Source organism: Ructibacterium sp. SJQ-7, assembly GCF_054696575.1.
Genome location: NZ_CP195193.1, coordinates 335869 through 360933 on the forward strand (window position 1 = coordinate 335869; position 25065 = coordinate 360933).

Genomic DNA, 25065 nt, shown 5'->3' on the forward strand with positions numbered 1-25065 from the left:
TTTCCGTAAATATTAATATTTATAATTCGGTGCTAACAGCGACATCAGCTCTTGTTCGTGATTATGTGCAAGATATGTTTCATTGTCAAAAATCATAACAGCCGAATTACTTCTCGTATATGGTTCCCAATCAGGTATTCCGTCACCGTTCGGATTTCCCGTTTTAGCAAAATTAATCCATGTACTGCTCATAATATCCGAAAGTTTTTCTGCTTCATCTCTGTCACCGCTTACGCTTACCTTATCAATATTGTTGAACACAAACGGTATTTCAGCAGTATGATACGATGTTCCCCAACTGAATACATATGAATATACCGGTGCACCGTTTTGGTCAGCCTTATGTGCGGTAAGTTTTAAAATCGGTAATCTGATAAGTGTATTATCCACATACAGTGCCGAAGTATCGGATTCATTAGGATATGCCTTTTTAAATGCGGCAAGCACTTCTTGTGCCTTATCGCCGTAAGTATCTGTAAGACGTTTATTTAATTCTTCTGTACTCAATTCTTCATTAGGATTTGCCATAGGGTTACCCATTACAGTCCATTCATTTAGATTAGAGCCAATCAAAAGAGGAATATCCTTGCCTGCCTCGGCAAAGCCGTCTTCAGTAACGGGACTTGTAGGAAGAAAATCGCCGTCAACAACCGGCTCCCATAAAAGCGAATATCCGTTTACAAATGCCTCATATATACCCATTTCCTCGGCAGCTTGTACAAGTGCTTTATCGGACGCAGCGGTTAAATCTTCGTATGAAACATTTTGCAGTTCTTCAATTCTGTCAGGTGTAATACCCAAATTATCAAGAGTAATCTCTGTTACTCTTTGACTTGCCTTTAAGTCGGTAAACTTTGCTCCCATATTCTCTGTCGCTCCGCTTTCGACAATACCTTTATTGAACAATCCCTTTGCATACGGACTTGTCATAAGTGCAAGCACCTTTGCACCGCCGCCGGATTCACCGAATACGGTTACATTGTCGGGATCACCGCCGAATTGGTCAATATTATCTTTTATCCATTCAAGAGCGGCAATAATATCTGTCATTCCCACGTTTGCCGAATATTTATATTTATCTCCGTATGCCGACAAATCCAAATGTCCCAAAGAATTTAATCTGTGGTTAATCGAAACAACTACAACGTCGCCTTTTTTACTTAGATTTTCACCGTCATATGCAGGACTTTCTATTGACGAACCTGTTGAAAATCCGCCGCCGTGCAGCCATACCATTACGGGACGTTTCTTTCCGTCATTCACACCTTGAGTCCATACATTAAGATTTTGACAATCCTCGCTCATTGTCGGCAAATTATTGCCGCCCGACTGTGGTGCTATTTGACCGTATGAATATGCAGTTTTAGTACCGTCCCAACTGTCTGTTTTATGAGCCGGAACAAATCTTTCATCTGCCTTCGCATAAGGTATTCCGTGATATGTATACGTTCCGTCTTTTACATATCCTTGAACATTTCCAGAATCGGTTTTAACTACTGCCGTATTTCCGCCTACTTGTACGGAATTATATTCTTCATCGGTTACGGCTTTATCCCAAGTTATTTTGTCATGTCCCGGATTACCGTTTACGGCAATATAAGCAAACTGTTCATTTGCCGCACCGTGCCAATGCTTTACTCCAGGTTTTGTTTCTATGACATCTCCGGCTTTTACAACTCTTACATCACTGCCTTCTTCTTGATATAAGCCCGTTCCGTTTGTTACGATTATGAGTTGACCGCTCTCGTGAGAATGCAAATCTGTTCTTGCACCTTTTTCCATAGTGTAGTTATCAACCTCAGGGCAATTAAATGTTGTTTCATTCTCAACAAGCTTGTTTTTGTACACTGCACCGCTGTATCCCTTTTCCTTTAACAAATCTCCCTTTGGGAACATTATATCGCTCTTTTCACGAATAGTTCCGTTTGCACGAGCCTCCTCTACTGCCGCATTATATTCATCGTCTGTAACTTTATCAAGCCAATTTGTTGTTCCGACACCCGGATTTACGCCTATTGCAATATGTGCAAACCAACTGTCGTTTATAGCAGAATGAAAGTGCTTTTTACCCGGTGGAATAAGAATTACATCACCGGCTTGCATTAATCTTGCAGGCTCGCCCTCCATTTCAAACACGCCGACGCCCTCTGTCACAAGTAAGATCTGACCGCCGTCATGATAATGCCAATCAGTTCTTGTGCAAGGCTCAAAAGTTACTTGTCCGAATGCAGGTATTTTGGTTTCTTCATTGTATTGGGTAAGCCAGTTCATATATGACGTACCGGTAAATTTAGGTGACGCGGGGTTAATATCACCCTTTGCGAATACGTTTTCTATATTATCCGCATTTATAATACTCACTGTTTGGCTGTCTTGATTCCACATAACCGTATATCCGAAACTTTCTGCGATAAATCTTATCGGCAGCATAGTTCTGTCGTTAATGATTGTAGGTGCAACGTCAAGTGTTTTTTCTGCACCGTTGAGATAAGCGGTATTTGAATCTATTGTAAGTTTTATTTCTGTATCGTTATATGTAAGAGTTGACGTTCTTGTGTTTTCGTCCCATTGGACTTGTCCGCCTATTTCCTCTACAAATGCACGAATAGGAAGTAGTGTTCTTTCGTCTTTGATTACCGGCACAGTATTATCATCATCTATATTTTGTTCTTTGCCGTTTACGGTCATAATAGGGTTTCCTATTGTCATTGTTACTGTTGTTTTAATTTTCTGACCGCTTTGTGTATCATTGTCCTCCAGTGCCGAGGATAATGACGCTCTCATATTAAGCGTTCTCGGGAAACCGTTATAAGGTGCAAGCAAAATCGGAACGGCAAGCATATTATCCTTAGTAAGTCCTGCATCAAGTCCCTCCGAAACCTTTGACGGTATCTCACTTTCTCTGCCGCCTTGTGCCGACATAACCGCAATATCTGTTAAAACTTGTGTTGCTTTATCGTCCGATTTCGGAATATCGGTATTATCAATAACGGCATTTACCGCATTTATCAATATTTCTTGTGTTTGACTGTCAAGATTGTTATTTATATAATTGTCTGTATCATCAGTCCTAAAGTGCGACATAATTCCGAGCAATTCTTCACTGTCACTTTTATAATTTGTCTTTATTGTATTTGTAGAAATTGACGGCTCTGGTGACGGTGACTCAGACACTTCATTTGTATTGCTGTCAATAACATCAAGGGCAAGCTGTGTTTTTTCTTCACCGTTATATTTTTCGTTGAGCAATACCGCCGCACGCAGCATATCCTTTGAGTGACCTACACTTAGATTACCATTAATATGTCCGTTAAGTTGTCCCGCACAATTTCCGTTTCCTACGATTGTGCAGAATGTAAGAAACTCTCTTGTATATAATGACAATCCCGTACGATTGTAAAAATCACCGAAACATATTCCCGAAAGAAGCTTTGTTTGCAGCTTCAAAGCACCGTCCATATCATCGGTTATCGTTCCTATCTGCTGTCCGAACAAATATCTTTGAGTGGCAAGTCCCTCGTCATAACGTACATCTTCACTTGACGTTATTCTGCTTGAATATGTAATATCCTGCCCCAAAGCCTTCAATGCGATATCGGCTGCGTCCAACGCTTTTGCCGCTCTTGTAAATCCGCAATATGCACCGCTGTGGTATATTGATTCTTTTATCTCTGTGGCTGTAAGTCCGCTGTCAAGTGCGTTTTTAACTTCTTCCGCAATTTTGTCATAATCTCCGTTTGCAGTAAGCGTAACAAGAGATGACATATGTTGCAGTTTGACATCCAAATTATCATTTATAAATTTCTCTTTATCTGTTGCACTCATAGTTGTATATGTCTGTGCCGAAACATTAAATGAATTATTTGAAGTGTTTCCTACGGCAAAAGCATTAATTGCCGAACTTGCAATCATTGCCGCCGCAATAATAATTGTTATAATTTTCTTTGACATAAATTTGACCTCCTATGATTTATCTTTATGTGATTTATTCACTGTAATAATTGTAGCATAAACATTTTATATACAGAAGTATCGATATGTTCTTCGGTTTAAACCAAAAGGTTATAACCGAAAATAAAAAAGGATACAATGTGTTTTGCCCCATTGCATCCTTTAAAACTTATTTGATTTTGTGTCCCCAAAAGACATCTGACATTTTTATTGTGTTCAATGTTTCATCAATTCGTGAAACTTCTTCGTCGGTAAGCAAAATATCAGCCGCACCGATATTTTCTTCAAGTCTTTGTAGCTTTCTTGTTCCCGGAATAGGTACAATTCCTTTTGCCATCATCCACGCAAGTGAAATTTGTGCGGGAGTGGAATATTTCTCTGTGGCTATATTATTTAGCATATCCAAAAGCTCTTGGTTATCTCCCTTAAACTGCGGCATATCGCTTCTGTAATCATACACTTTATCAAACACCGATTCTTTATTGTATTTTCCCGTCAAAAAGCCGTTTGCCAACGGACTGTGTGCAACAAATGTGATTTGCAATTCTTTTAAAACAGGCATAAGCGGCTCATAATAACGGTACATCATAGAGTATCTGTTTTGAATTGCCGTAAGTGGACATATTTTATCCGCACGTCTGATATGTTCCTCATCCACTTCGGAAATACCCCATGCACGAATTTTACCTGCTTTTATAAGGTCGCTGATTGTTCCCGCAACTTCTTCTACGGGTACGTCGGGATCAAGTCTGTGTTGATAATACAAATCAATATAATCTGTACCCAATCGTTTCAGCGAGCCGTCAACACTCTTTATAATTGTTTCGGGTCTGCTGTCGGTTATAAGTTCGGTATTATTATGCTTTACTCCGAATTTTGTCGCTATAATTACCTTATCACGATAATTCTTTAGTGCTTTACCGACAAGTTCTTCATTAGACGCAATATCTCCGTTTTCCTTTGTTCCCAAATAACATTCCGCAGTATCGAAAAAAGTTGTTCCCATATCAAATGCAGAATGTATCAATTTTATCATTTCATTTTCATCTGACGGTTTTCCGTAAGCATGAGTCATACCCATACAGCCTAATCCCAACGCAGAGATTTTAATTTTACCGTCACCTAAATTTATATATTTCACTTTAAATTCTCCTACAAAGATATTTATTTCAATTTTTCTCCATCTTTAAAAGCATTTCCGATTTTTTTACCCAATTCATAATATCCGTGGTGGACTGTATCATATGTTATAGGGCGGAATTTATCAAGCGAGATTTCACCGTCATCTCCGAGTATTTTTTCATCTGCGTTAACATTGACGATTTTACCTAAATACAGACTGTCCTCCACTACTTTGATTAACTCACATTCCAAAGTCAACGGTAATTCGTTTATAATCGGTGCGTCAACAAATTCACTTTTTGTTGTTGTGAAATTCGCCTTTTTCATTTTATCTTTTTCGGCTTTTGCCGACACTATACCGACATAGTCACATTCCGTCATATGCTCTGCATCGGCTATACTTACCGTAAAAGCCTTTCTTTGCATAAGATTATCTGTTGTCTTGTGACTTGATAAATCAATAATAATCTTATCCATACCTACAATACCGCCTCATGCGGCATTCATAGCATTGGCATTTCCGTTTTCATCATATGTGCCGATAATCATAACCGGCTGCGGATATAAATACGGCTTTGCTCCAAAATTCTTTCTCATTGTTATAACCTCCAATAATTATTTTTCCAATCTGTCTACCCAAGACTTAACGTCATCTTCACTTGCACTTGACCTAAATCTCATACCGTCAAGCCAATTTCCCGTACCTGCTTCTTCCTCAAGAAGTTTACCACTGTCACCGATTCCCGAGCTTGCAGATGTGCAGAATGGAATAACTGTTTTACCTGTAAAGTCATTTGCTTTAACAAATCCGTCTGTCGGCCATGCGGCAATTCCCCACCAAATAGGATAACCGATAAATACCGTATCATATGTATCCCAATTCGGTACAGTTGTTGAAGCAAGCTCTACATCTCTTAAGCTTTCATCATCATGTTCTTTAACAACACGACTGCTTTCATCTGTCCAATCCAAATCATCAGCCGTATATGGCTCGACAGGCTGAATTTCAAAAATATCCGCATTTGCCGCATTCGCTATATATTTTGCAATTTTTTCGGTAGTTCCGCTTGCCGAATAGTAAACTACCAACGCTTTACTACCGTTCGTCTGATTATCGGGTGCTATTGTTGGCTCTGTTGTTACAGTTGGATTTAAAGTATTGCTTTTTATTGTGATCGTTTGAGTGCCCTGCTCCCATTCAACATCAAATTTAAAGCTTTCTGCAATAAATCTTATCGGTAACATTGTTCTGTCGTTGATAATCTGCGGAGCGGTATCAAGGGTATTTGCATTATCATTGAAATATGCGGTTTCACTTCCGATTGTAAGTGTTATTATGTCGTTGTTGTATTCAAGCATTGCTGTGCTTGTATCACTGTCCCAATTAACACTTCCGCCCATTGATTCAATAATTGCTCTTACCGGTACAAGCGTTCTGTCATTGACAATAGTCGGAGCTGTACCGTCATCGTCAATATTCTTTTCCTGACCATTTACAGTCATAACGGGATTAGCGATTTGCATTGTAAGCAAAAATTCATTGTCTAACGCTTGCTTATCGCTCTCTGCCGCCGTACATCCGGTAATTAATGTAAACATAAATGCTAAAGTCATTAAAATCGAAATTACTTTTTTCATATTCGTTTATCTCCTTATCTTATAAAATTAGTGAAAACAGGTGTTTCTTGTTTTGGTAATTCAACACCGTTTTTCATTGCTATATCCTTGCATTTAAGCATAAATGCCATATTACGTCCCAAAACTCTCATTGTGTACAATCCCTCTAAGTCCTGCTTTACATCTTCCGGCTTAGCACCGTGTACCATATTCCAGTATCTCGATGAAACAATAGGCATTTCTTGAATGGTAAAATATTTATTCATCTGATCAAAAGTTGCCGTTGTTCCGGCACGTCTTGCAGATATAACGCAAGCCGCAGGTTTCATATAAAATGTTTTGTTTCCGTTTCCGCAAAAATCAGAGTAAAACAATCTGTCCATAAATGATGTCATTGCTCCGCTTATTCCTGCATAATGCACGGGTGAGCCGAATACAAATCCGTCACATTCTTTCGCTATTTCACGAAACTCATTTACAGTATCGTCAAATACGCACTCACCTTTACTTACACACGATTTACACGCAATACACCCCGACAAAGCTTTCGGACCGATCCAAAATATTTCCGTTTCAATCCCTTCTTCGTTCAGTGTCTTTGCCACCTCACAAAGTGCGGTATATGTACATCCGTTTTTATGCGGACTTCCGTTTACAAGTGCGACTTTCATATTAATCTCTCCATTTCTTCGACAAGTTATTTTACGTTTTCCTTTATCCAATTTTCAACGTGCTGTGCTATTTCTTCACTGTTCTTTTCTTGGAACATAAAGTGTGAATTTCCCGTTATTCCGACATCAGGAAGATTTACAACAGTACAGTTTCCGCCGTCTTTATTGTAGCTTTCCGCAAATGCCACTGCACCGTCACGCACGCTTTTCCAGAATGATGTTGACTGAATATCTTCCGGACCGTTATCGATATAATCACCGAAATACATAACTATCGGAATATTTGCGGCAAGTAATGTTTTATATTGTTCCGAACCGATTTCAGGAGCTCCGCCCGGCTCGATTGCAACGATTGCCGCTACATTTTCGGGATTGACATTCCAACCGACTCTGCCGCCTTGCGAATGAATTACATAAATGCTCTTTTTGCCCATCATATCTTTAACGTCTTGCATAACTTCATCCATAGCAGCAACATTTGCTTCCATATCAAAGCTGCCTGTATTCGGTGTCATTTGACGGAAGAATTGGTCTTGTGCCTCCTCACCCTCAGGGAATTGTGAGCCCTCATAACGCTCCGGTGCAACTCTGCCTATTCTGAAATGTGTGTACCATGCTTGGTCACCCGGCATATATTCTTTAGAATCTTCCGACCATGTATCAATACTGTCATTCGTCATTGAAGCTGTTGAGCCTGCCTCACCGCGTCTTGGTTGGTCTACCAAAAATACTCCGTGTCCTTTTCTTAGGAATGATGTTGACCAACCCTCACGTCCGTCAGGTGTTGTCATCCAACCCATTCTTGACTGTCCGTAGCCGTGTAAAAATACCATAGGCAATTCGGTTTCATTTTCAGGTATTTGATAAAGTACATTTGCATGGTCAACGTGTGCTGTATTACCTTTTCGTGTGTTGTCCAACCAGTTTGTTGTTTCGTCATATTCTCCCGCTATCGGCTCTGTTACAGTTCCTCCCGATGAGAATATTCCCTCTTTCTTTATCTCAAGCCCTTTTTCTTGTGATGTAAGAACAATTTTGTTATCCTTAAAATCAACATCAAAACCGCCTACAGCATCTGAAATATCTCTAAGCTTAAAATATGTGTAATCATCTACATTGTAGCCCTCAATATTTACATCTTTACCGTCAAGCTGTACCTCATAAGTATTCGGTGTCGTTATCATATTTGCGGCAAATGCTCCAATCATTGAAAATGCTACCGCACCCGAAACAAATCCTGTAATAAAATTCTTTTTCATCTTCTTACTTCCTTTCATAAATAAAATTGACCATATACAAAACCGTTGCGGTTTTGTATACTTTATTTTGGGGAGTTTGAGGTGCTAACCTCATTAAAAATCATTTCTGACGACATGTGCGGCAGAAATGGCTTAAAATCTAAAGTTTCGACTTTGGAGGAACTTTATGATTTTTTCTCTGAAAATACTCAAAAATTACATCTATGATGTGATTTTTGGAGCTGTCGACATTTTGTCGACAGGCTCATCTATTAGTAACACTCTACCAAAATTTCCATAATTGCTTTTTTGTTCATATCTCCGTAACTGCCCGGAGCAATATTACATGACGCGGCTATATCGGGAAGAATATCCTTGTCGTCTATTCCCAACTCTCTTAATGTCGTAGGCAATCCGATTTTTTTAATAAAATCAGCAAGTGCGTCTATTCCTTCCAAAGCAACCTTATCCGCTGTCTTGCCTATATCCGATATTCCCCACACATTCTTTGCAAATTTAACGAATTTACTCATTCCGTTTTTATATATTTTTCTGTAATATGTAGGGTGAATAACCGCTAACCCACAGCCGTGGTTACAATTTGTATAAGCGCCCAACTGATGTTCAATTTGATGTGCTTGGAAATCACATTGCTTGCCAAGTTTGATAATTCTATTCTCTGCCATTGTAGCCGCCCACATTAAATTACTTCTTGCAATATAATCTTTTGGATTTTCAAGTGCCGCAGATAGATTTTTAATAATGCTTTTCATAAGTGCTTCCGAAATATCATCGGATACATTATCATCATCTGTCTTACTGAAATAAGTTTCTATTATATGCGAAAGAATATCAAATCCACCAGACGCGGTTTGTAATTTAGGGACACTGAACGTGTATTCGGGATCCATTATCGCAAACTTCGGATTGCATTTAGGATAATCACGACCTGTTTTTATTTTCTTTTCCTCATTTGTAATTACCGCACCGCCGTTACATTCACTGCCCGTTCCTGCGACGGTAACAATAACTCCGAGTGGAATAGGATCAAAATACACAACTCCGCTTTTTTCCCAATAATCTGCCCATATGTCGCTGTCATATGCCGCTGCCAATGATACCGCTTTACAGCAATCCATAACAGAGCCGCCGCCTACCGCCAATATCATATCGACATTATTATCTCTTGCAAGTTTTGCACCCTCTTTTACTTTTGAATAAGTAGGGTTTGACATAATGCCCGAAAATTCAATCACGTTTTTGCCCTCGGCTTTTAATATGCTGTTTATCTCATCATATACACCGTTCTTTTTGATTGAACCGCCGCCGTATGCAAGCATTACATTGTTTCCGTATTCCTTTATACTTCCGGCAAGAAACTCCTTTACGCTGCCTTTGCCGAAATATACCTTTGTGCTGTTTTCAAATATAAAATTATTCATAAACAATCACCGTACCCTTTCTTTAAATTTATTGTAACATAACCTTTTGTTAAACAGAAGTATCTATTTGTTAGACAGTGTAAACCAAAAGGGTTGTGCTTAAAATCTAAAGTTTCGACTTCGGAGGAACTTTATGATTTTTTCTCTGAAAATACTCAAAAATTACATCTATGATGCAATTTTTGGAGCTGTCGACATTTTGTCGACAGGCTCGCTTATTTTCTGCTTATCATCCAATTTATTATATCCGAATCATATGCAAAAAGCTGCCCGCCACCGTGATAACTTCCAACATTTTTACCGTCAAAATACGAATTAGGTTTTAAGTCAAGTACCAATAATCTATCAATTTCTTCGTCGGAAAGTCCTTCTTTTTCATATGCTTGTCTTAAATTTTCATATGCCGTTATGGCGGTTTGCGAACCGTAGTATTCATCATTTTGAGCCATACATATGTATATCGGTACATGATATTTTGCAACCGAAGTATATCCTCCGTCCCATTGTGTCGCAGAATGTAAATAAGCCGCAAACAACTCCGGACGCATATCCAACACTCTTGAAAGAGTTTCTCCTCCCGCAGAATGTCCTGCCGCATATATTCGTGATGTATCTATCGAAAAATTATTTATAAAATAATCCGTAAGCTCTATTGTTTGTCTTGCCGATTTATCTCCCCAATCAGTAAGGCTCGGAGAAACAATAATCATATCGCCGACAATATCTGTCCAAGCCTCTGCATTTTTGTCAGCATACGGATTGTCCGTCAGCGGTGTTGTATTTATTGTATTAAACAAGCTGCTCCAGCCCGGCAATGTCATAAGCATTGGATAGCTTTTATTCTCATCATAGTCTGTCGGAAGATAATATGTATAATGTATTGTCCCGTCTGCACCTTGTATTGTATTGTTAAGCATTCGAGTCAGCTCTGTTTTCTCTGCTTTGAGATTTGTATATGTATGACTGTCCGTTAGTGGCTTCATTGTACCTTTTTCCCACGCATATATTTTTAAAGTGTATTCCTTGCCTACATCTAATTTAAAATCACCGTTGAGAGAATTTGTCTTTACGGATTGCAATACCCCATCTGTATAAAGTGCCGTTAATATACTGATTTGAGAAATGTCCTTATCGTTTGTCATAGAATAATTTAAAACATTATGATTTACAGTCGGTTCAGACACATTAAGTAATTCATCTTCGGCATACACTCCGTTAACTGTACCTATAATTAATGAAAAAATTAAACTGATTGTAAATATAATCTTCATCTCTGTCACTCCAATCTTTTATTAATGCCATTATAGCACCGTAAAAAATAAAACAGAAGTATCTATTCGTTGAGCAGTGTAAACCAAAAGGTTACACCAAAAAATGTCTGCAAGGATTTCTCCAAAGCAGACATTTTTACTTGTTTTATTTATTGTACACCTTTGAAACAGCCTCCAAAAATTCCGATACTGTTTCCGACGGTTTCGGTGAGTGCAAAATACCGAACGGAATTGTGTAATCCCAATCAATCGGTACTCGTTTTAAGAGCGGATGAACCGTTCCGCCGTTTCCGAAATCTATCAATATATTATTTTCACTTTCACATTTATTAAATACTTCGGCATTAAGAAACGGTACATCAATTATTTTTATCTGCGGATGTTCCGACCACAATTCATCTCGAATTGCGTCTGTATATTTGTTCCAACCGCGTTTTATCAGCATAACCGTTTCACCGTATAAATCTGTGATTTTTAATTTCTCACGAAAAGCAAGTCTGTGGTTTATCGAAAGTGAACAGCATATCGGATCATTCGCTAACTTTAATGCCGCACATCCTCGATAATCCAAAAATGCTTCGTCAAACCAACCCGATACAATATCAATATTAGTGCCGAAATTTGCGAGTATTTCACGAGCATTTTCCGGAGTATTCTCAAAAGGTACTATATGAAATTTAATGTCGGGACAAAATTTTCTCACTTCTGCCCATATGTCCAATATAAACTTTGACGGCGTCATCATCGAATTTCCGACACGAATAACTTTATCCGCACCCTGCATCGCATTGTTTGCACGAGTTATTGAATCTTTAGAATATTGAATAATGTATTTCGCGTCACCGTAAATCGAACGTCCCGCTTTTGTAAGTATTATACCGCGGTGAGTTCTGTCAAAAAGCTTTAAATTAAGTTCCTGCTCCAATAAATTAATTTGTTTTATAACCGCAGTCGAAGATATGTACAACGCCTCTGCCGCTTTTGAAAAACTCCCCAAATCCGCAACACAAATAAATGTTTCCAAATGTTTGTTATACATAAATCCACCACCTTCTTAATTCAAAAGTATTCCCTAACATTAATTATACTTTGTATTATTAAGAAAAGTCAATATTCTTTTTAAAATTTTACATTGTATTTTCAATTCTTTGATTATCAATCATTTCAAATAATTTTTCAATCCGACTTTTTTCTTTCCACCTCCGAATCATTGCTGAATCATGGCAATTTATATAGTATATCACATCGTAAAAATTATTTGAAACAAGTTTTTGCTTATGATAACCATCAATACACTTTTTATGAGCATTTAACGGTTCACCGCGTCTTGACCTGTAATTTTCATGATGAAGTTCTTTTACTTCATCACCTTTCAAATATACAATCCATCTTCCAAACGGTGTTTTTATAAACACTGCGTCATTCGTAACGCTGTACTCTAAATTAAACATATCACATATTCTATTCATATTTTCAATAGTAAGTGGTAAATCTCTAATATCTTTTATATTATACTTTCTCTTTATTTTAATATTTGTTTTCCAATGAAACCTATTCCAATCATTTTCACAACCGCATACCTTACATACTTTATTTCCTTGAAAAATCACGTCCTTACTCGATTTAATCAATGCACTGTCGGCATATCGACAATTTCCGGTATGTATCTTATGAGTTCTTGGATTTAAGTAACACGTTTCTTGTTCTGTTAATTTTCGATATTCACCATAACACTTACAAAACAATAAGTATAAGTAGTTTACATCGTGTTTTGAATAATGCAAATAATTCTTTTGATATTTAATTCCCGCTTGTTTTAACGACTTTTCAAAACCAATAACTTTTTTGCCGTCACCGGCAATTTGCATAAGAAGTTGTTGCAGTATAATCACTCTGTGTCTTGGCATTGATATTCCGTATTTATCCGTTCTTCTCTTTAATAATTCATAAGTTTCATTTGTCCACACAACAATATACTTATAGTTTTGAAAAGATATGTTCATATTTTTTAATACTGTTTCCTCACTTTTTGACTTCATAATAGCGTCAAGTGGGTAATGGGATACAGTAAAAGTGTTCGGATTAAAACATTCCCTGTTACTTAATCTAATTGATTTAGAAAATGTTCTTTTTATATTCAACTTTGCATCTGCTGCAACTATTCCTATTTGTACAGGTTCTCTTTCCTCTATATCTGTTGTTTTGGGCGCTTGATTCCACTCAATATCCAAAAACAGATATTCAAATTTTACATTTGCCATAATCATCAACTCTTATCAAAATCGTAATTATCGTCTCCATTACTCCTCATAATGATTATATCCACCCAAGAAACTTTTTTCGCTGTGGCGTTTTTTATGACCATTATTGTCGTATGTATTAACACCTCCAAACAGACCGGGACTGCTGTGTCCGGTTTTATGTCCATTGTTGTCATAGTGATTCATACCGCCAAAAAATCCAGGACTGCTATGCCCTACCTTATGTCCGTTTGCATCATAATTATTCATTCCTCCAAAAAATCCCGGTCGGCTTTCTCCCACCTTTTTTCCACTTGCGTCATAATGGTTTATTGTACCGAAAAATCCCGGTCTGCTGTATCCATCTTTTTTCATAATTAATCACTCCTTTTATTATTCACATGGTTTCTGTGTTTTCTGTAATTAGATTATAATATATACATAGTCCAATAATACGGACTTTTCTCTCTTGACAATCAATAAGTTATTGTACAGTCTTGAAAAAGCAGTAATTTTAAGATATAATTTAGACTGAACAGATTTGCAAAAAGGAGCGTAGAATTATGAATAAATGCAAAACGTACATAGCAATAGACTTAAAATCATTCTACGCGTCCGTTGAATGTAGAGAAAGAAACCGTGACCCGCTAACCACAAATCTTGTTGTAGCCGATCCGAGTCGGACGGAGAAAACAATCTGTCTTGCTGTGTCTCCGTCGCTCAAAAAATACGGATTATCGGGACGAGCAAGATTATTTGAAGTCATACAAAAAGTTAGTGCTGCAAATAATATACGAAAGCTTAAAGCACCGAACAAAGTTTTTTGCGGTTCTTCTGACGACAGCCTTGAACTTCAGAAAAAAACGTCACTTAAGATTGATTACATAATTGCTCCACCGCGTATGGCACGCTATATGGAATACAGTACAAAAATTTATAATATCTATCTTAAATACATTGCACCTGAGGATATTCACATTTATTCGATTGATGAGGTATTTATAGATGTAACGCATTACCTTTCGACATACAATATGACCGCTCGTGAACTTGCAATGACAATGATACAAGATATTTTAGGTACAACAGGAATAACCGCAACAGCCGGAATCGGAACGAATCTGTATCTTTGCAAAATAGCAATGGATATAGTCGCAAAACACATTGAACCGGATAAAAACGGTGTACGAATTGCCGAACTTGACGAAATGTCATACCGAAGACTGTTATGGAATCACAGACCCATTACAGATTTTTGGAGAGTCGGTCGTGGTTATTCAAAGAAATTAGAAAAAATCGGACTTTACACTATGGGTGACATTGCAAGATGTTCTATCGGTAAACCGACTGATTACTATAATGAAGAACTGTTATACAAACTTTTCGGTATAAACGCCGAACTGCTTATCGACCATGCTTGGGGTTACGAGCCTTGCACAATGGAAGATGTCAAAACATACAAACCCGAAACAAACAGCATATCCTCGGGACAAGTATTACATTGTCCGTATGAGTTTGATAAAGCAAGATTAGTTGTAAAAGAAATGACCGACCTTATGGTGCTTGACTTGGTGGATAAAGGACTTGTGACAAATCAAATCGTGCTTACAATCGGCTATGATATTGAAAATATTACAGATAAAAACAGAAGTCAGAGTTATAAAGGTACAGTTACAACGAACTATTACGGTAAAAAAGTTCCGAAGCCTGCTCACGGAACAACAAATCTTCCAAAGCAAACATCGTCCACTACACTTATCACAAATGCAGTTATGGAATTGTACGATAAAATTGTAAACAAGAAATTGCTTATCAGAAAAATTAATATTGTGGCTAACAAGCTTGTCGATGAACACAGTGTAAAAAACGCAAACAAATATGAACAGCTTGACCTTTTTACCGATTATGAGATTTTAAAGAAACAACGCGAAAAAGAAAATGCCGAATCAGAACGTGAAAAACGTATGCAGAATACAATACTTGATATAAAAAAGAAATTCGGCAAAAATGCCATTCTTAAAGGAATGAATCTTCAAGAAGGTGCAACCGCCAAAGACCGCAACAATCAAATAGGCGGTCACAAGGCATAATTTTTAAGGAGAATTACCATATGGAAAACGTTAGTCACAAATATGATGACATAATCAATCTGCCCCACCATGTTTCAAAAAAGCACCCACAAATGTCGCTTCATGACCGTGCGGCACAATTTTCACCGTTTGCAGCTCTTACGGGACACAAAGCGGCAATTAATGAAACCGCCCGTTTGACTGATGAAAAGCAGATATTAAGCGAAGATGTCATTGCCAAACTCAATGAACAGTTAAATTTAATTAAAGAGAATATCGGTACAAATCCAATCGTGACAATAACATACTTTGTTCCCGATGATAGAAAATCAGGCGGTGCATACATATCACATACCGGTGTTGTAAAGAAAATAGACGAATACAATCACACGGTTATTTTGACCGACAAAACAGTTATTCCAATCGAGCAAATTAGCGAAATGCAAAGCGATATTTTCAGCGAAATATATTAATGATTTTGCAATTTATGCGATGAAGAGTAAATCGGCAGTGATACAAAAATTAAAAATACCGTGTATATCCATATAATTCTTACATCGCACACGCCTATAATGCTAAAGTATAGACATAGCCTCGGATTATCAGCATAAAATAGTCCAAGAATATGTCCGCCCCCAGCTCCAAAAAACAAGAGTAGACAAAATCTTTATGATTTTGTCTACTCTTTAATATTATCTCCAAACTTCTTCTGCAATTTCTTTAACAAGCTGCAATTTTGCCCACTGTTCTTCTTCTGTAAGTTTATTACCTATTTCGCATGACGCAAAACCGCATTGTGGACTTAGGCACAATCTGTCAAGAGAAATATATTTTTGTGCCTCTTTTATTCTCGCGATTACGTCGGCTTTATTTTCCATTTTCGGTGACTTTGTTGTTATAAGTCCCAACACGACTTTCTTATCGCCGTTGACGTGTGCCAAAGGCTCAAAACCTCCCGAACGCTCGTCATCAAATTCAAGATAATATGCATCTACATTTTCCTTTTCAAACAATACCTCTGCAACCGAATCATATGCACCTGCACTTGCGTATGTTGAATGGAAGTTTCCTCTGCAAACGTGAGTAGTAATTGTCATATCGTTTGGTTTGTCCTCTATTGCAAGGTTATTTATCTCTACCAAAAGTTCTTGAATATCCTTCAATCCCTTTTTATCCGTACCGAACAATTCTTCTGCTCTCGGATCTACAAGCATTCCCCATGAGCAGTCGTCAAGCTGTAAATTGCGACAGCCTGCATCATACAAATCCGCGATTACCTTTTTATATCCGTTTGCAATATCCTCTGCCAACTTATGAGTGCTGTCATAATACTTTGACGTGTTTTCCAACGCAAACGGCATGATCATTTGTTCAATAAACTGTGCCGGTGCAGGAATTGTCTGCTTTGCAACAGTATTTTCATCTTCAAAATGCTTTACAAATTTAAAATGCTCCACGAAAGGATGTACTTTTGAAAGTCCTACTTTTCCGCAAAGGTATGTATCATCAATCATTGCGTCTTCGCCGTGAAACGGTAAACCTGTTTTAGTTTTTTCATGTGCCACACCGTCAAATCCCCACATAAAATCCAAGTGCCATGTTGCACGTCTGAATTCTCCGTCCGTAATGACGTGATAGCCTAATTCTTTTTGTTTATTGATAAGTCTTTCGATTTCCTTATCTTCAACTGCTTTTAATTCGTCAGCCGAAATTTTTCCGTTTTCAAACCCCTCTCTTGCCGCTTTTAAATTTGCAGGTCTTAAAAAGCTGCCTACAAAGTCATATCTGAATGGTATTTGTTTGCTCATTTCTGTTACCTCCTGTGTTTTAATTTACATTAAGTATAACAGAAAATACGGAAATAGAAAAATATATATTATCATCATTTATCCATAGTTTTAATCTATGGATAAATGATTTTTCAATACATTCAAATATGAAACTCCGTATCGGCTAAGAACAGAATTTTTGCGTGTTAAAATTCCGATACGCATACTGCAATCTGAATCTAACGGTTTTGAAATAATGTTTTCACCGTTTAATTCCGTATCTATAATACCCGAACAAACCGTAAAACCGTTAAGGCCGATAAGCAGATTAAATAATGTTGCTCTGTCACGCACCATAATATTTTTAGGAAATTCAAGCGAACTCAAAAATTCCTCCGAAAAGTAAAATGAATTGTGTTTTCCCTGTTCAAACACCAAATACGGATACGGCATTAAGTCTTGAATTGTTATTTCATCTTTGTCTGCAAGAGGGTGATTGTTTGATATGAAAACGTGCGGTTTAGCAACATATAATTCTTCAAAATTCAAGTCATTTTTATTAATAAGTTTGCTCAAAACTGCCTCATTATGCTCACTCAAATACAATATTCCTATTTCACTTCGTCCAACTGCCACATCATCTATAATTTCATACGTCTGTGTTTCACGCAAAATAAAGCTGTATGCGTCCGCATCATATTCCCTTATAACGTCCACAAACGCATTAACCGCAAATGAATAGTGCTGACATGACACAGAAAATCTCGGTTTCTGATTTCTCTCACCTTTAAAATGTTCCGTCATAACGTCCGTCTGCTCCAAAATCTGACGTGCATATGAAAGCAATGTTTCTCCGTCCCTTGTCAGCTCTACGCCCTTATTGGAACGAATGAATGCCGTTATTCCCATTTCTTCTTCAATATTGTGAATTGCAGAGGTAAGGCTCGGCTGTGCTATAAATAACTTTTCAGCCGCCTCCGTTATATTGCCACACTCCGCTACCGTTACTATGTATTTTAATTGTTGCAGTGTCATTGTATATCCCTCATTCTATACTGAATATGTTTATTATATCATATTCACGTAAAAATACAATAAGAGTCTATCATAAAGATAAACTCTTATTAAAACCATTATTTACATAATCTCATAAATACCGACGCGGCTTGTGCTCTCGTTGTGCCGGCTTTAGGATTAAAGTTTCCGTTTTCGTCACCGGTCATTATTCCTGCACAATATGCCCATTTTACAGAATCAGTCGCATAATCCGCAATATCTTTTACATCAGAATATGTAATTTCATCACTGTCTAAATTATATCCCTTAGTTTTTGCATAGCGATATAATACAGCCGCCATTTGTTCACGAGTTATATCACTGTTAGGGTCAAATTCCGTTTCTGTTTTACCGCTTACAATATCATTGTTATAAGCCCATAAAACAGCTTTAGCATACCAAGCATCATCAGCTACATCACTGAAATTCAATTCACCGTCTACTGTCGGTTCATTTTCTATACGATACAATGCCGAAACGAACATTGCACGGGTTAATGTAATGTCAGGAGCAAATTCACTGTCGCTTACACCTGTCATAAAGCCTTTGTCATACGCATACTTGACAGCTTGATAGAACCACATATTTTCCGTTACATCAGTAAACCACACTGTTTGAGTATTATCTTTTTCAGGTGCAGTCGTAGGTATAACAGTAGGTGCTATTGTCGGTTTGGCTGTTGATGTACCGCCACCCGAACCGGAACCACCGCTTTGAGGCTGTTTTGTGGCAGTCGGAGTGACTGTCGGAGTCGGTTTAGGTGTTGAATCTGTATCTTTTGCGTCTAACCACCTATTATAAAGTGAACCGTCACCTGTTTTATCAGATTCACTCCAATCGGCAACCTCCTGACGGTAATCGTCAACATAATGCCATACGATTTCTTCATCACCTGTCAATTTATACTCATTCAATCCCAATGAAGGGTGACTGCCGTTTACAGTATACATCCAACCGGAATATTTACCGTTTGTAAATTCACCAAGCCAATATCCTTCCGGTGATTGGATTGTACTGATATATCCGTTTTCCCAACCACGATATTTTAAGCCGTTATCGTCAAGTGCTTGTTTGAATACATCTCCCACTGTACTTCCTAATTTCACTTCATACTCTTTTTCAGGAATCCATGTTTGGTATGTATTCTTTGTATCTTTTGTCAAGACAAAGCCACTTCCGAGATTTTCTTCACCGATAAGTCTGAAACTTACATTTATCTTTTCAACATCATCAGGATTTTCTTCTACATTCATCAATACAGCCGCATATGTATACGGACTTGATTTTGCATACAGATATGCCTGACCTATTCCATGTCCGACTGCAACACCGTTTTCTATTGAAACAACGTTTTCGTCACTGCTCTTTACTTCTGAATTTGACGAAACATTTGCAGTACCGTTTACAATTATATCGCTGTTATCTACTTGCAAATCAACGGTTTCAGCAGAATATTCGTCTAATTCTGCTTTTGTGATTGCAGTGATACCGTCAATATCACCTTTACAGCTGTCGTTTGCATTATTTTTATCGTCACTCAACCAATAATTTTCGCAAACAACGCTGTTTATATCATAGTTAGAATTAACATCACCTAAAATACCGTATTCGATCTTTCCGCCATTGTAATTATATCTTGTATAACACTTACCGCTTTCGTCTTGATAATAGCCGCAGATACCTGCTGACGTTTTAGCTGTTACTGTTCCATAGTTATTTGAGAAATCAACAGCCGATTCGCCTAGCACAGTTGAACTGTAATTACGTCCGACAATACCACCGGCATAGTTTTCGCCGTTTACATCACCTGTATTTTCGCAGAAATATACCAAGCCGTTTATAAGTTCACCGACTATACCACCGCCGTATGAACCTTGTGCTGTAATATTACCGCTGTTTTGACAATTTTTGATACCGCTTTTTTTATAACAACCTGACGCACGTCCTGCGATACCGCCTGTCATACTTCCCGACACTTCTGCTGTATTACTACAATTTTCTATTTTACCGCCACTATAATTTTCAGCTACAATTCCTCCAACGTCATATTTACCGCTTATTGCACCGTTATTGACACATTCGGAAATTTCTCCGTTTACGGATAAATCCGCATAGTCGTCAATAAACAATAGTGCCTGACCTTTGCCGTTTCTGTTTTCTATCGTAATACCGCCGACATTACCGCTGTTCGATAAGTTACCGTTATTCTCAGATTTTCTTACAGTACCGTAATTTTCGCCGACTATTCCCGCTTTACTGTATCCGGCAGACGTCATATTGCTGTTATTCACACAACCTGTCACAAGCCCGTAGTTTTCGCCGGCTATTCCTGCAAGATATGTTACGTTTGAGGCGGTAAATCCGAAATCAGCACTGTTTGTACAATTTTCTATTGTACCGAGATTTATTCCGGCTAAAGCTGCAATTTTTCTTACGTTATTATGAGCTGTCAATCTGTTAGTGGAATCTATATTAAGATTTTTAACAACACCATTCTTACCTATATATGAGAACAATCCGAAATAATTATTTTCTGCATATAAAATTACATTTTTCACAGAAAAACCGTTTCCGTCAAACACACCTTCAAACGCACGATTCTTCTCGGACTCCCACCATTCTCCGTTATCGTTTGACTTTAAACTGTCCCAATAACCGATTGAACTAAATTCTTTGTTATCGCTTAAATCAATATCGTTTGAAAGTTTAAAATATACACCTTTATATGAATTTCCGTCCGCAACGCTTTCCGAAAGACTGTTCATATCTTCCAACGATTTTATAATATACGGTTCTTCTTCCGTACCTTTACCGCTCCATTTAGGTTCTGAAACTTTTACGGAAACTGCACTTGATATTCCGCCAATTTCACATTTAACGGTTATATCCTTTTGATTTTCAAGCTTAGTTGAATCTATAATTACACTTGCATTTAGTATCCCTACACCGTTTGTAATTGTAATATCGCCGTTTTGCTCAACTGTAACGGCACTGTTGTCACTGCTCCATTTTGCAGTTATATTTTTGTTTAAATTCTTACCGTATATCTTTGCTGTAAATGTATGAGAAGTATCTGTTTCAAGACTTTCGCCCGATGATACAAGATTTATCGAAATAATTTTGCTTTCCTTGTATTCGTTATTAAGTACCGGATATTTATTTCCAACATAAAATATCGGTGCTACTTCTACTGTTTTGCCGTCAACTTCTCGTTCTTTCACATACCACAAATCATACGCAAATGCGTCGCTTTGCATATATTCGTCTGTTTTTCCTGTGGCAATATTTGTGTTTGTTGATGCATTTTCGCCATACGGCATTTTATCGCCGATAATTCTGTAATATAAATTTTCTGCCGATACACCGTTTGTAAATGCTCCGAATAATGTACCTGCTTTTTTTGCTTTTACTGTCCCCGTTGCGTAACAATTTGTCACTTTACTGCCGCTTAAAAGCTGTCCGACCAGTCCTCCGACATATTCATTTGCCAAAACAGCAGTATTTGAATAGCAATTCTCTATTTTAGTGTCCCTTGCTATACCGACAATACCGCCGCCAATATCTTCACCGCTTACCAGTCCGTCTACTCCAAGCAATGTAATTTCTGCGTTTGCGGTATATCCGAATAATCCGCTTACTTTTTGATTTTCGGTATTTAGTTTTACTTCATAGCCGTTACCGTTAAAATGACCCGAAAATGCTTTATCTTCCGCATTGCCTATTGAAGTCCAATACTTTTCTGTTAAATCAATATTATTATTTAATTCAAAGTATGCGTCTTTATATGATTCACCTTTATTTACATTTTTCGCAAGCAATGCAAGTTCGGACGCTGTTTTTATAACATACGGATTTTCTTTACTTCCGTTTCCGCTGTCAAATGTTTCAGCCACATTGTCTGACCATTTTCCTTGTGATGAATATGACGGTATTTTCTCTTCAATTTTAGGTGTTGAAGCAGGTGTTACTGACGGTGTAGGTTTTGTCGGTGTATCTATATCATCGGCACCGTTTACCTCCCATGCCAAAACAGGAAATTTATCCGATTTCACAAACGCACTGCCTAAAGTTTCAGCCATATCTGCAAGCTGATTTTCCGTTTTCACTTCAAGTCCTGTACCCGAATTTTCCGCATACGGCATAGGCGCGGTATCTTTAAGAAAATAGCAGTTTTTAACCGAATATCCGCTCACTGTATATCCGAGTATTCCGCCGTTGGTGTTGTTTTGCGATGAAATTTTACCGCTGTTATATGAATTTGAAATATCACAGTTGTATGATTTACCAGAAATACCACCCGAATATGCTGACGCACTTACTTCACCGCTGTTATAACAACTGTCAAGAAGTATACTGCCCTCATAATTGTAACCGACAATACCGCCGGCATATCCGCCGGTTGCAGTTACAGTGGCTTTATTAGTACATTCTTTTACAGTTCCCGAACTGTAAGCGGCAATACCGCCAACTTCGTCCTTACCTGTAATAGTTCCCTTATTCTCACACTGAGCTATAACACAGCTTGTAACCGTTTTATTAACCGCACCGTTATAACCTACTATACCGCCGACTCTGTTTTCGCCTTTTATTTCGGCATAGTTGATACAATGAGATATTAAACCGTAGTTCACGGCACATATACCTGCCGCAATTCCATATGTATCATTCGTGTTTTCTATATTTCCGTATACATAAAGATTTTTTATTACCGCATTTTCTTCCGTAACTCCGAAAAGTGCCGAAAGATAGCTGCCCGAAGATATATTTATTTCCCTTATACTGTAATCTTGACCATTAAAATTACCGTTAAAAGCATTGCCTTGATATTTATTTGATATGTATTTATCGGATACACCTATCGGCGTCCATTCCTTGCCTGATAGGTCTATATCATTTTTCAAGACAAAATACTTGTCTGACATATCATTGCCCTTTTCTACTTCATACGAAAGCAAAGCGAGTTCTTCTGCATTTGCAATAATATACGGATTATCTTTATCACCGTTACCGCCGTCAAATTCTTCTGCGCGATAATCTATCCAGTAATTTGACGTATACGTTACAATCTGCTTTTCAATTCCGTTTACCGAAATTTTAAGCGTCTTTTCGGCATTTACTTTGTCAAATGTGATGTCTATGGCTGTTTTTTCGTCTGATATATATTGAGATAACTGAACATTTTTAAGTTCGACCTCTTTATCGTCAACAAATGATTTTATTTCAAAATCATTTAACGTAAGATTTGTTCCTACAAGTTTTTTGTTTAACAATACATTTATCTTACCGTTTTCGATATTAATGCTTTCAATATCAAATGTTTCGTCTTCCCCTGTCGGCGCATTGCTCCAATCAATAACAGGAAGATTATCACTGTCTGTAAATGCGTCTGACAAATCACTTGCCGAAACAGTGTCAACGGCATATACCGTTCTTATATCACCGCCGTTTTCAAGTGCCACAAGTTTAGTGCTGTCACCTATGTTATACAAGTTATTTACTGTCGTATTTTTCATTGAACCGATTAGTTGATATTCCGTATGAGTATTCACTTCACCGCTGTTGTACGCATTTTCTATCGTACCGCCAAGCTTGTAGCCTACTAATCCGCTACTGTAATTGTAACCGATTACCTTACCGGTATTATATACGTTAGTTATGTCACACGCATAGTTGCAACCGATAATACCGCCGAAATAATTACCGTCTTCATTACCTATTTGACCGTCATTATATGCTCTGTCAATCTTTCCGCATTCGCTTACACTTATATCCTTACCGACAATCCCGCCTACCGCAACTCCTCTTAAATAACTGTACATATCGTCATCTTTAAAAGGCGCAGATACGTTTCCGTGGTTTGCGGCATATGTAATGTCGCCGTATGCAAGCTGACCGACGATTCCTCCAGCCTCTGCAAAGCTCTTGGAAGTAGCTGTAACCGTTCCGTTATTTGTAACATTTATAAGATTTCCGCTTACTCTGTTACTTCCCTTAAATTGAGCTCCAAGCTGACCTGTTATACCGCCCACATAAGCAAGACCTGTTATATCGGCGTTGTTTGTACAATTTATAATCAATCCGGTATTTATACCGGCGATTCCGCCGATATATTTTGCCGCATCAATGTATTCATTACCCTCAGCTTGTGCGTTTATTTGTCCGTTTACCGTAACATTTCTGACAGTTCCTTCTTTTCCTATTATTCCGAAAAGACCTTGACAATAAGTTTCGTAATGATTGTCACCTTGCTTATTGTACTTTTTTGTCTCTATAAACAGTCCCGAAATACTGTGACCTTTTCCGTCAAATATACCGTTATATGCGGTGTCGTCATCTATACCGTAACCGTTATTATTGATATAATTATATCCGTTACCGATTGGTGTCCAATTTTGGTTTTCCAAGTCAATATCACTGTTTAATACTGCATTTGCTGTTCTGTCACCACCGTTTACTTTTTCGGCAAACCAAACCAAATCTTCCGCACTTTCAATCTGATAAGCACCGTTTATAAGTTCCGGTTTATCGCTTGCAAATGCAGTGAAATTTACAGGTACAAAACTCGCAAGCATACATAAAGACAACAATATACTTGTAAATTTATTTTTTACGCTCATTT

Annotated in this window: 15 protein-coding genes and 1 pseudogene; 2 read left to right on the top strand and 14 right to left on the bottom strand. The window is 37.8% G+C overall.

Annotated elements, in window-relative coordinates:
- Window positions 1–12: 12 nt before the first annotated feature.
- The 11 genes and pseudogenes from ACSAMO_RS01575 to ACSAMO_RS01625 form a co-directional block, all read right to left on the bottom strand.
- Entirely contained in the window at window positions 13–3951 is a 3939-nt protein-coding gene (locus ACSAMO_RS01575) for a carboxylesterase family protein (protein ID WP_499209654.1), read from the bottom strand.
- A gap of 169 nt (window positions 3952–4120) precedes the next feature.
- Complete coding sequence (locus tag ACSAMO_RS01580; protein ID WP_499209655.1) at window positions 4121–5092, bottom strand: aldo/keto reductase; 972 nt, start codon at window positions 5090–5092, stop codon at window positions 4121–4123.
- Between the two features lie 23 nt (window positions 5093–5115).
- Window positions 5116–5670, bottom strand: a pseudogene (locus ACSAMO_RS01585) (flavin reductase family protein).
- A gap of 18 nt (window positions 5671–5688) precedes the next feature.
- Window positions 5689–6711 carry a flavodoxin gene (locus ACSAMO_RS01590; protein WP_499209656.1) on the bottom strand — a complete coding sequence of 341 codons (1023 nt, stop codon included), beginning with the start codon at window positions 6709–6711 and terminating at the stop codon, window positions 5689–5691.
- Window positions 6712–6725: 14 nt separating this feature from the next.
- A complete protein-coding gene (locus tag ACSAMO_RS01595; RefSeq protein WP_412614577.1) occupies window positions 6726–7361 on the bottom strand; it encodes a flavodoxin family protein in 636 nt (211 codons plus the stop codon).
- 26 nt (window positions 7362–7387) lie between these two features.
- On the bottom strand, window positions 7388–8620 hold the full coding sequence (locus tag ACSAMO_RS01600; RefSeq protein WP_499209657.1) for an alpha/beta hydrolase: 1233 nt from the start codon (window positions 8618–8620) through the stop codon (window positions 7388–7390).
- Between the two features lie 251 nt (window positions 8621–8871).
- Window positions 8872–10041, bottom strand: coding sequence for an iron-containing alcohol dehydrogenase (locus ACSAMO_RS01605; protein ID WP_499209658.1), 1170 nt, complete (start codon window positions 10039–10041; stop codon window positions 8872–8874).
- A gap of 215 nt (window positions 10042–10256) precedes the next feature.
- On the bottom strand, window positions 10257–11312 hold the full coding sequence (locus ACSAMO_RS01610; protein WP_499209659.1) for a prolyl oligopeptidase family serine peptidase: 1056 nt from the start codon (window positions 11310–11312) through the stop codon (window positions 10257–10259).
- Window positions 11313–11457: 145 nt separating this feature from the next.
- Window positions 11458–12351, bottom strand: a complete 894-nt coding sequence (locus tag ACSAMO_RS01615; protein WP_499209660.1) for a LysR family transcriptional regulator — start codon at window positions 12349–12351, stop codon at window positions 11458–11460.
- A gap of 88 nt (window positions 12352–12439) precedes the next feature.
- Window positions 12440–13573, bottom strand: a complete 1134-nt coding sequence (locus ACSAMO_RS01620; protein WP_499209661.1) for a hypothetical protein — start codon at window positions 13571–13573, stop codon at window positions 12440–12442.
- Between the two features lie 39 nt (window positions 13574–13612).
- The gene (locus ACSAMO_RS01625; protein ID WP_412273815.1) at window positions 13613–13927 is read right to left on the bottom strand and encodes a hypothetical protein; all 315 of its coding nucleotides are present in this window, start codon (window positions 13925–13927) and stop codon (window positions 13613–13615) included.
- Between the two features lie 188 nt (window positions 13928–14115).
- Here ACSAMO_RS01625 and ACSAMO_RS01630 point away from each other — a divergent pair, with 188 nt between their 5' ends.
- Both ACSAMO_RS01630 and ACSAMO_RS01635 read left to right on the top strand, forming a co-directional pair.
- The gene (locus ACSAMO_RS01630) at window positions 14116–15642 is read left to right on the top strand and encodes a Y-family DNA polymerase (protein WP_499209662.1); all 1527 of its coding nucleotides are present in this window, start codon (window positions 14116–14118) and stop codon (window positions 15640–15642) included.
- A gap of 20 nt (window positions 15643–15662) precedes the next feature.
- Window positions 15663–16094, top strand: coding sequence for a YolD-like family protein (locus ACSAMO_RS01635; protein WP_499209663.1), 432 nt, complete (start codon window positions 15663–15665; stop codon window positions 16092–16094).
- 219 nt (window positions 16095–16313) lie between these two features.
- On the opposite strand, the gene ACSAMO_RS01640 is transcribed toward ACSAMO_RS01635, so the two are convergent.
- The 3 genes from ACSAMO_RS01640 to ACSAMO_RS01650 all read right to left on the bottom strand — a co-directional run bounded on the left by ACSAMO_RS01640 (window position 16314) and on the right by ACSAMO_RS01650 (window position 25063).
- Complete coding sequence (locus ACSAMO_RS01640) at window positions 16314–17429, bottom strand: 5-methyltetrahydropteroyltriglutamate--homocysteine S-methyltransferase (RefSeq protein ID WP_499209664.1); 1116 nt, start codon at window positions 17427–17429, stop codon at window positions 16314–16316.
- 90 nt (window positions 17430–17519) lie between these two features.
- Window positions 17520–18425: a LysR family transcriptional regulator gene (locus ACSAMO_RS01645; protein WP_499209665.1), complete on the bottom strand. Its 906-nt coding sequence runs from the start codon at window positions 18423–18425 to the stop codon at window positions 17520–17522.
- A gap of 98 nt (window positions 18426–18523) precedes the next feature.
- Window positions 18524–25063 (bottom strand): S-layer homology domain-containing protein, encoded by a 6540-nt coding sequence (locus ACSAMO_RS01650; RefSeq protein WP_499209666.1) that lies wholly within the window; start codon window positions 25061–25063, stop codon window positions 18524–18526.
- Between the last annotated feature and the right edge of the window lie 2 nt (window positions 25064–25065).

Coding starts and splice junctions, on each gene's coding strand:
- ACSAMO_RS01575 (WP_499209654.1), bottom strand. CDS start 3,951: ATGTCAAAGAAAATTATAACAATTATTATTGCGGCGGCAATGATTGCA.
- ACSAMO_RS01590 (WP_499209656.1), bottom strand. CDS start 6,711: ATGAAAAAAGTAATTTCGATTTTAATGACTTTAGCATTTATGTTTACA.
- ACSAMO_RS01595 (WP_412614577.1), bottom strand. CDS start 7,361: ATGAAAGTCGCACTTGTAAACGGAAGTCCGCATAAAAACGGATGTACA.
- ACSAMO_RS01600 (WP_499209657.1), bottom strand. CDS start 8,620: ATGAAAAAGAATTTTATTACAGGATTTGTTTCGGGTGCGGTAGCATTT.
- ACSAMO_RS01605 (WP_499209658.1), bottom strand. CDS start 10,041: ATGAATAATTTTATATTTGAAAACAGCACAAAGGTATATTTCGGCAAA.
- ACSAMO_RS01610 (WP_499209659.1), bottom strand. CDS start 11,312: ATGAAGATTATATTTACAATCAGTTTAATTTTTTCATTAATTATAGGT.
- ACSAMO_RS01615 (WP_499209660.1), bottom strand. CDS start 12,351: ATGTATAACAAACATTTGGAAACATTTATTTGTGTTGCGGATTTGGGG.
- ACSAMO_RS01620 (WP_499209661.1), bottom strand. CDS start 13,573: ATGGCAAATGTAAAATTTGAATATCTGTTTTTGGATATTGAGTGGAAT.
- ACSAMO_RS01625 (WP_412273815.1), bottom strand. CDS start 13,927: ATGAAAAAAGATGGATACAGCAGACCGGGATTTTTCGGTACAATAAAC.
- ACSAMO_RS01630 (WP_499209662.1), top strand. CDS start 14,116: ATGAATAAATGCAAAACGTACATAGCAATAGACTTAAAATCATTCTAC.
- ACSAMO_RS01635 (WP_499209663.1), top strand. CDS start 15,663: ATGGAAAACGTTAGTCACAAATATGATGACATAATCAATCTGCCCCAC.
- ACSAMO_RS01640 (WP_499209664.1), bottom strand. CDS start 17,429: ATGAGCAAACAAATACCATTCAGATATGACTTTGTAGGCAGCTTTTTA.
- ACSAMO_RS01645 (WP_499209665.1), bottom strand. CDS start 18,425: ATGACACTGCAACAATTAAAATACATAGTAACGGTAGCGGAGTGTGGC.
- ACSAMO_RS01650 (WP_499209666.1), bottom strand. CDS start 25,063: ATGAGCGTAAAAAATAAATTTACAAGTATATTGTTGTCTTTATGTATG.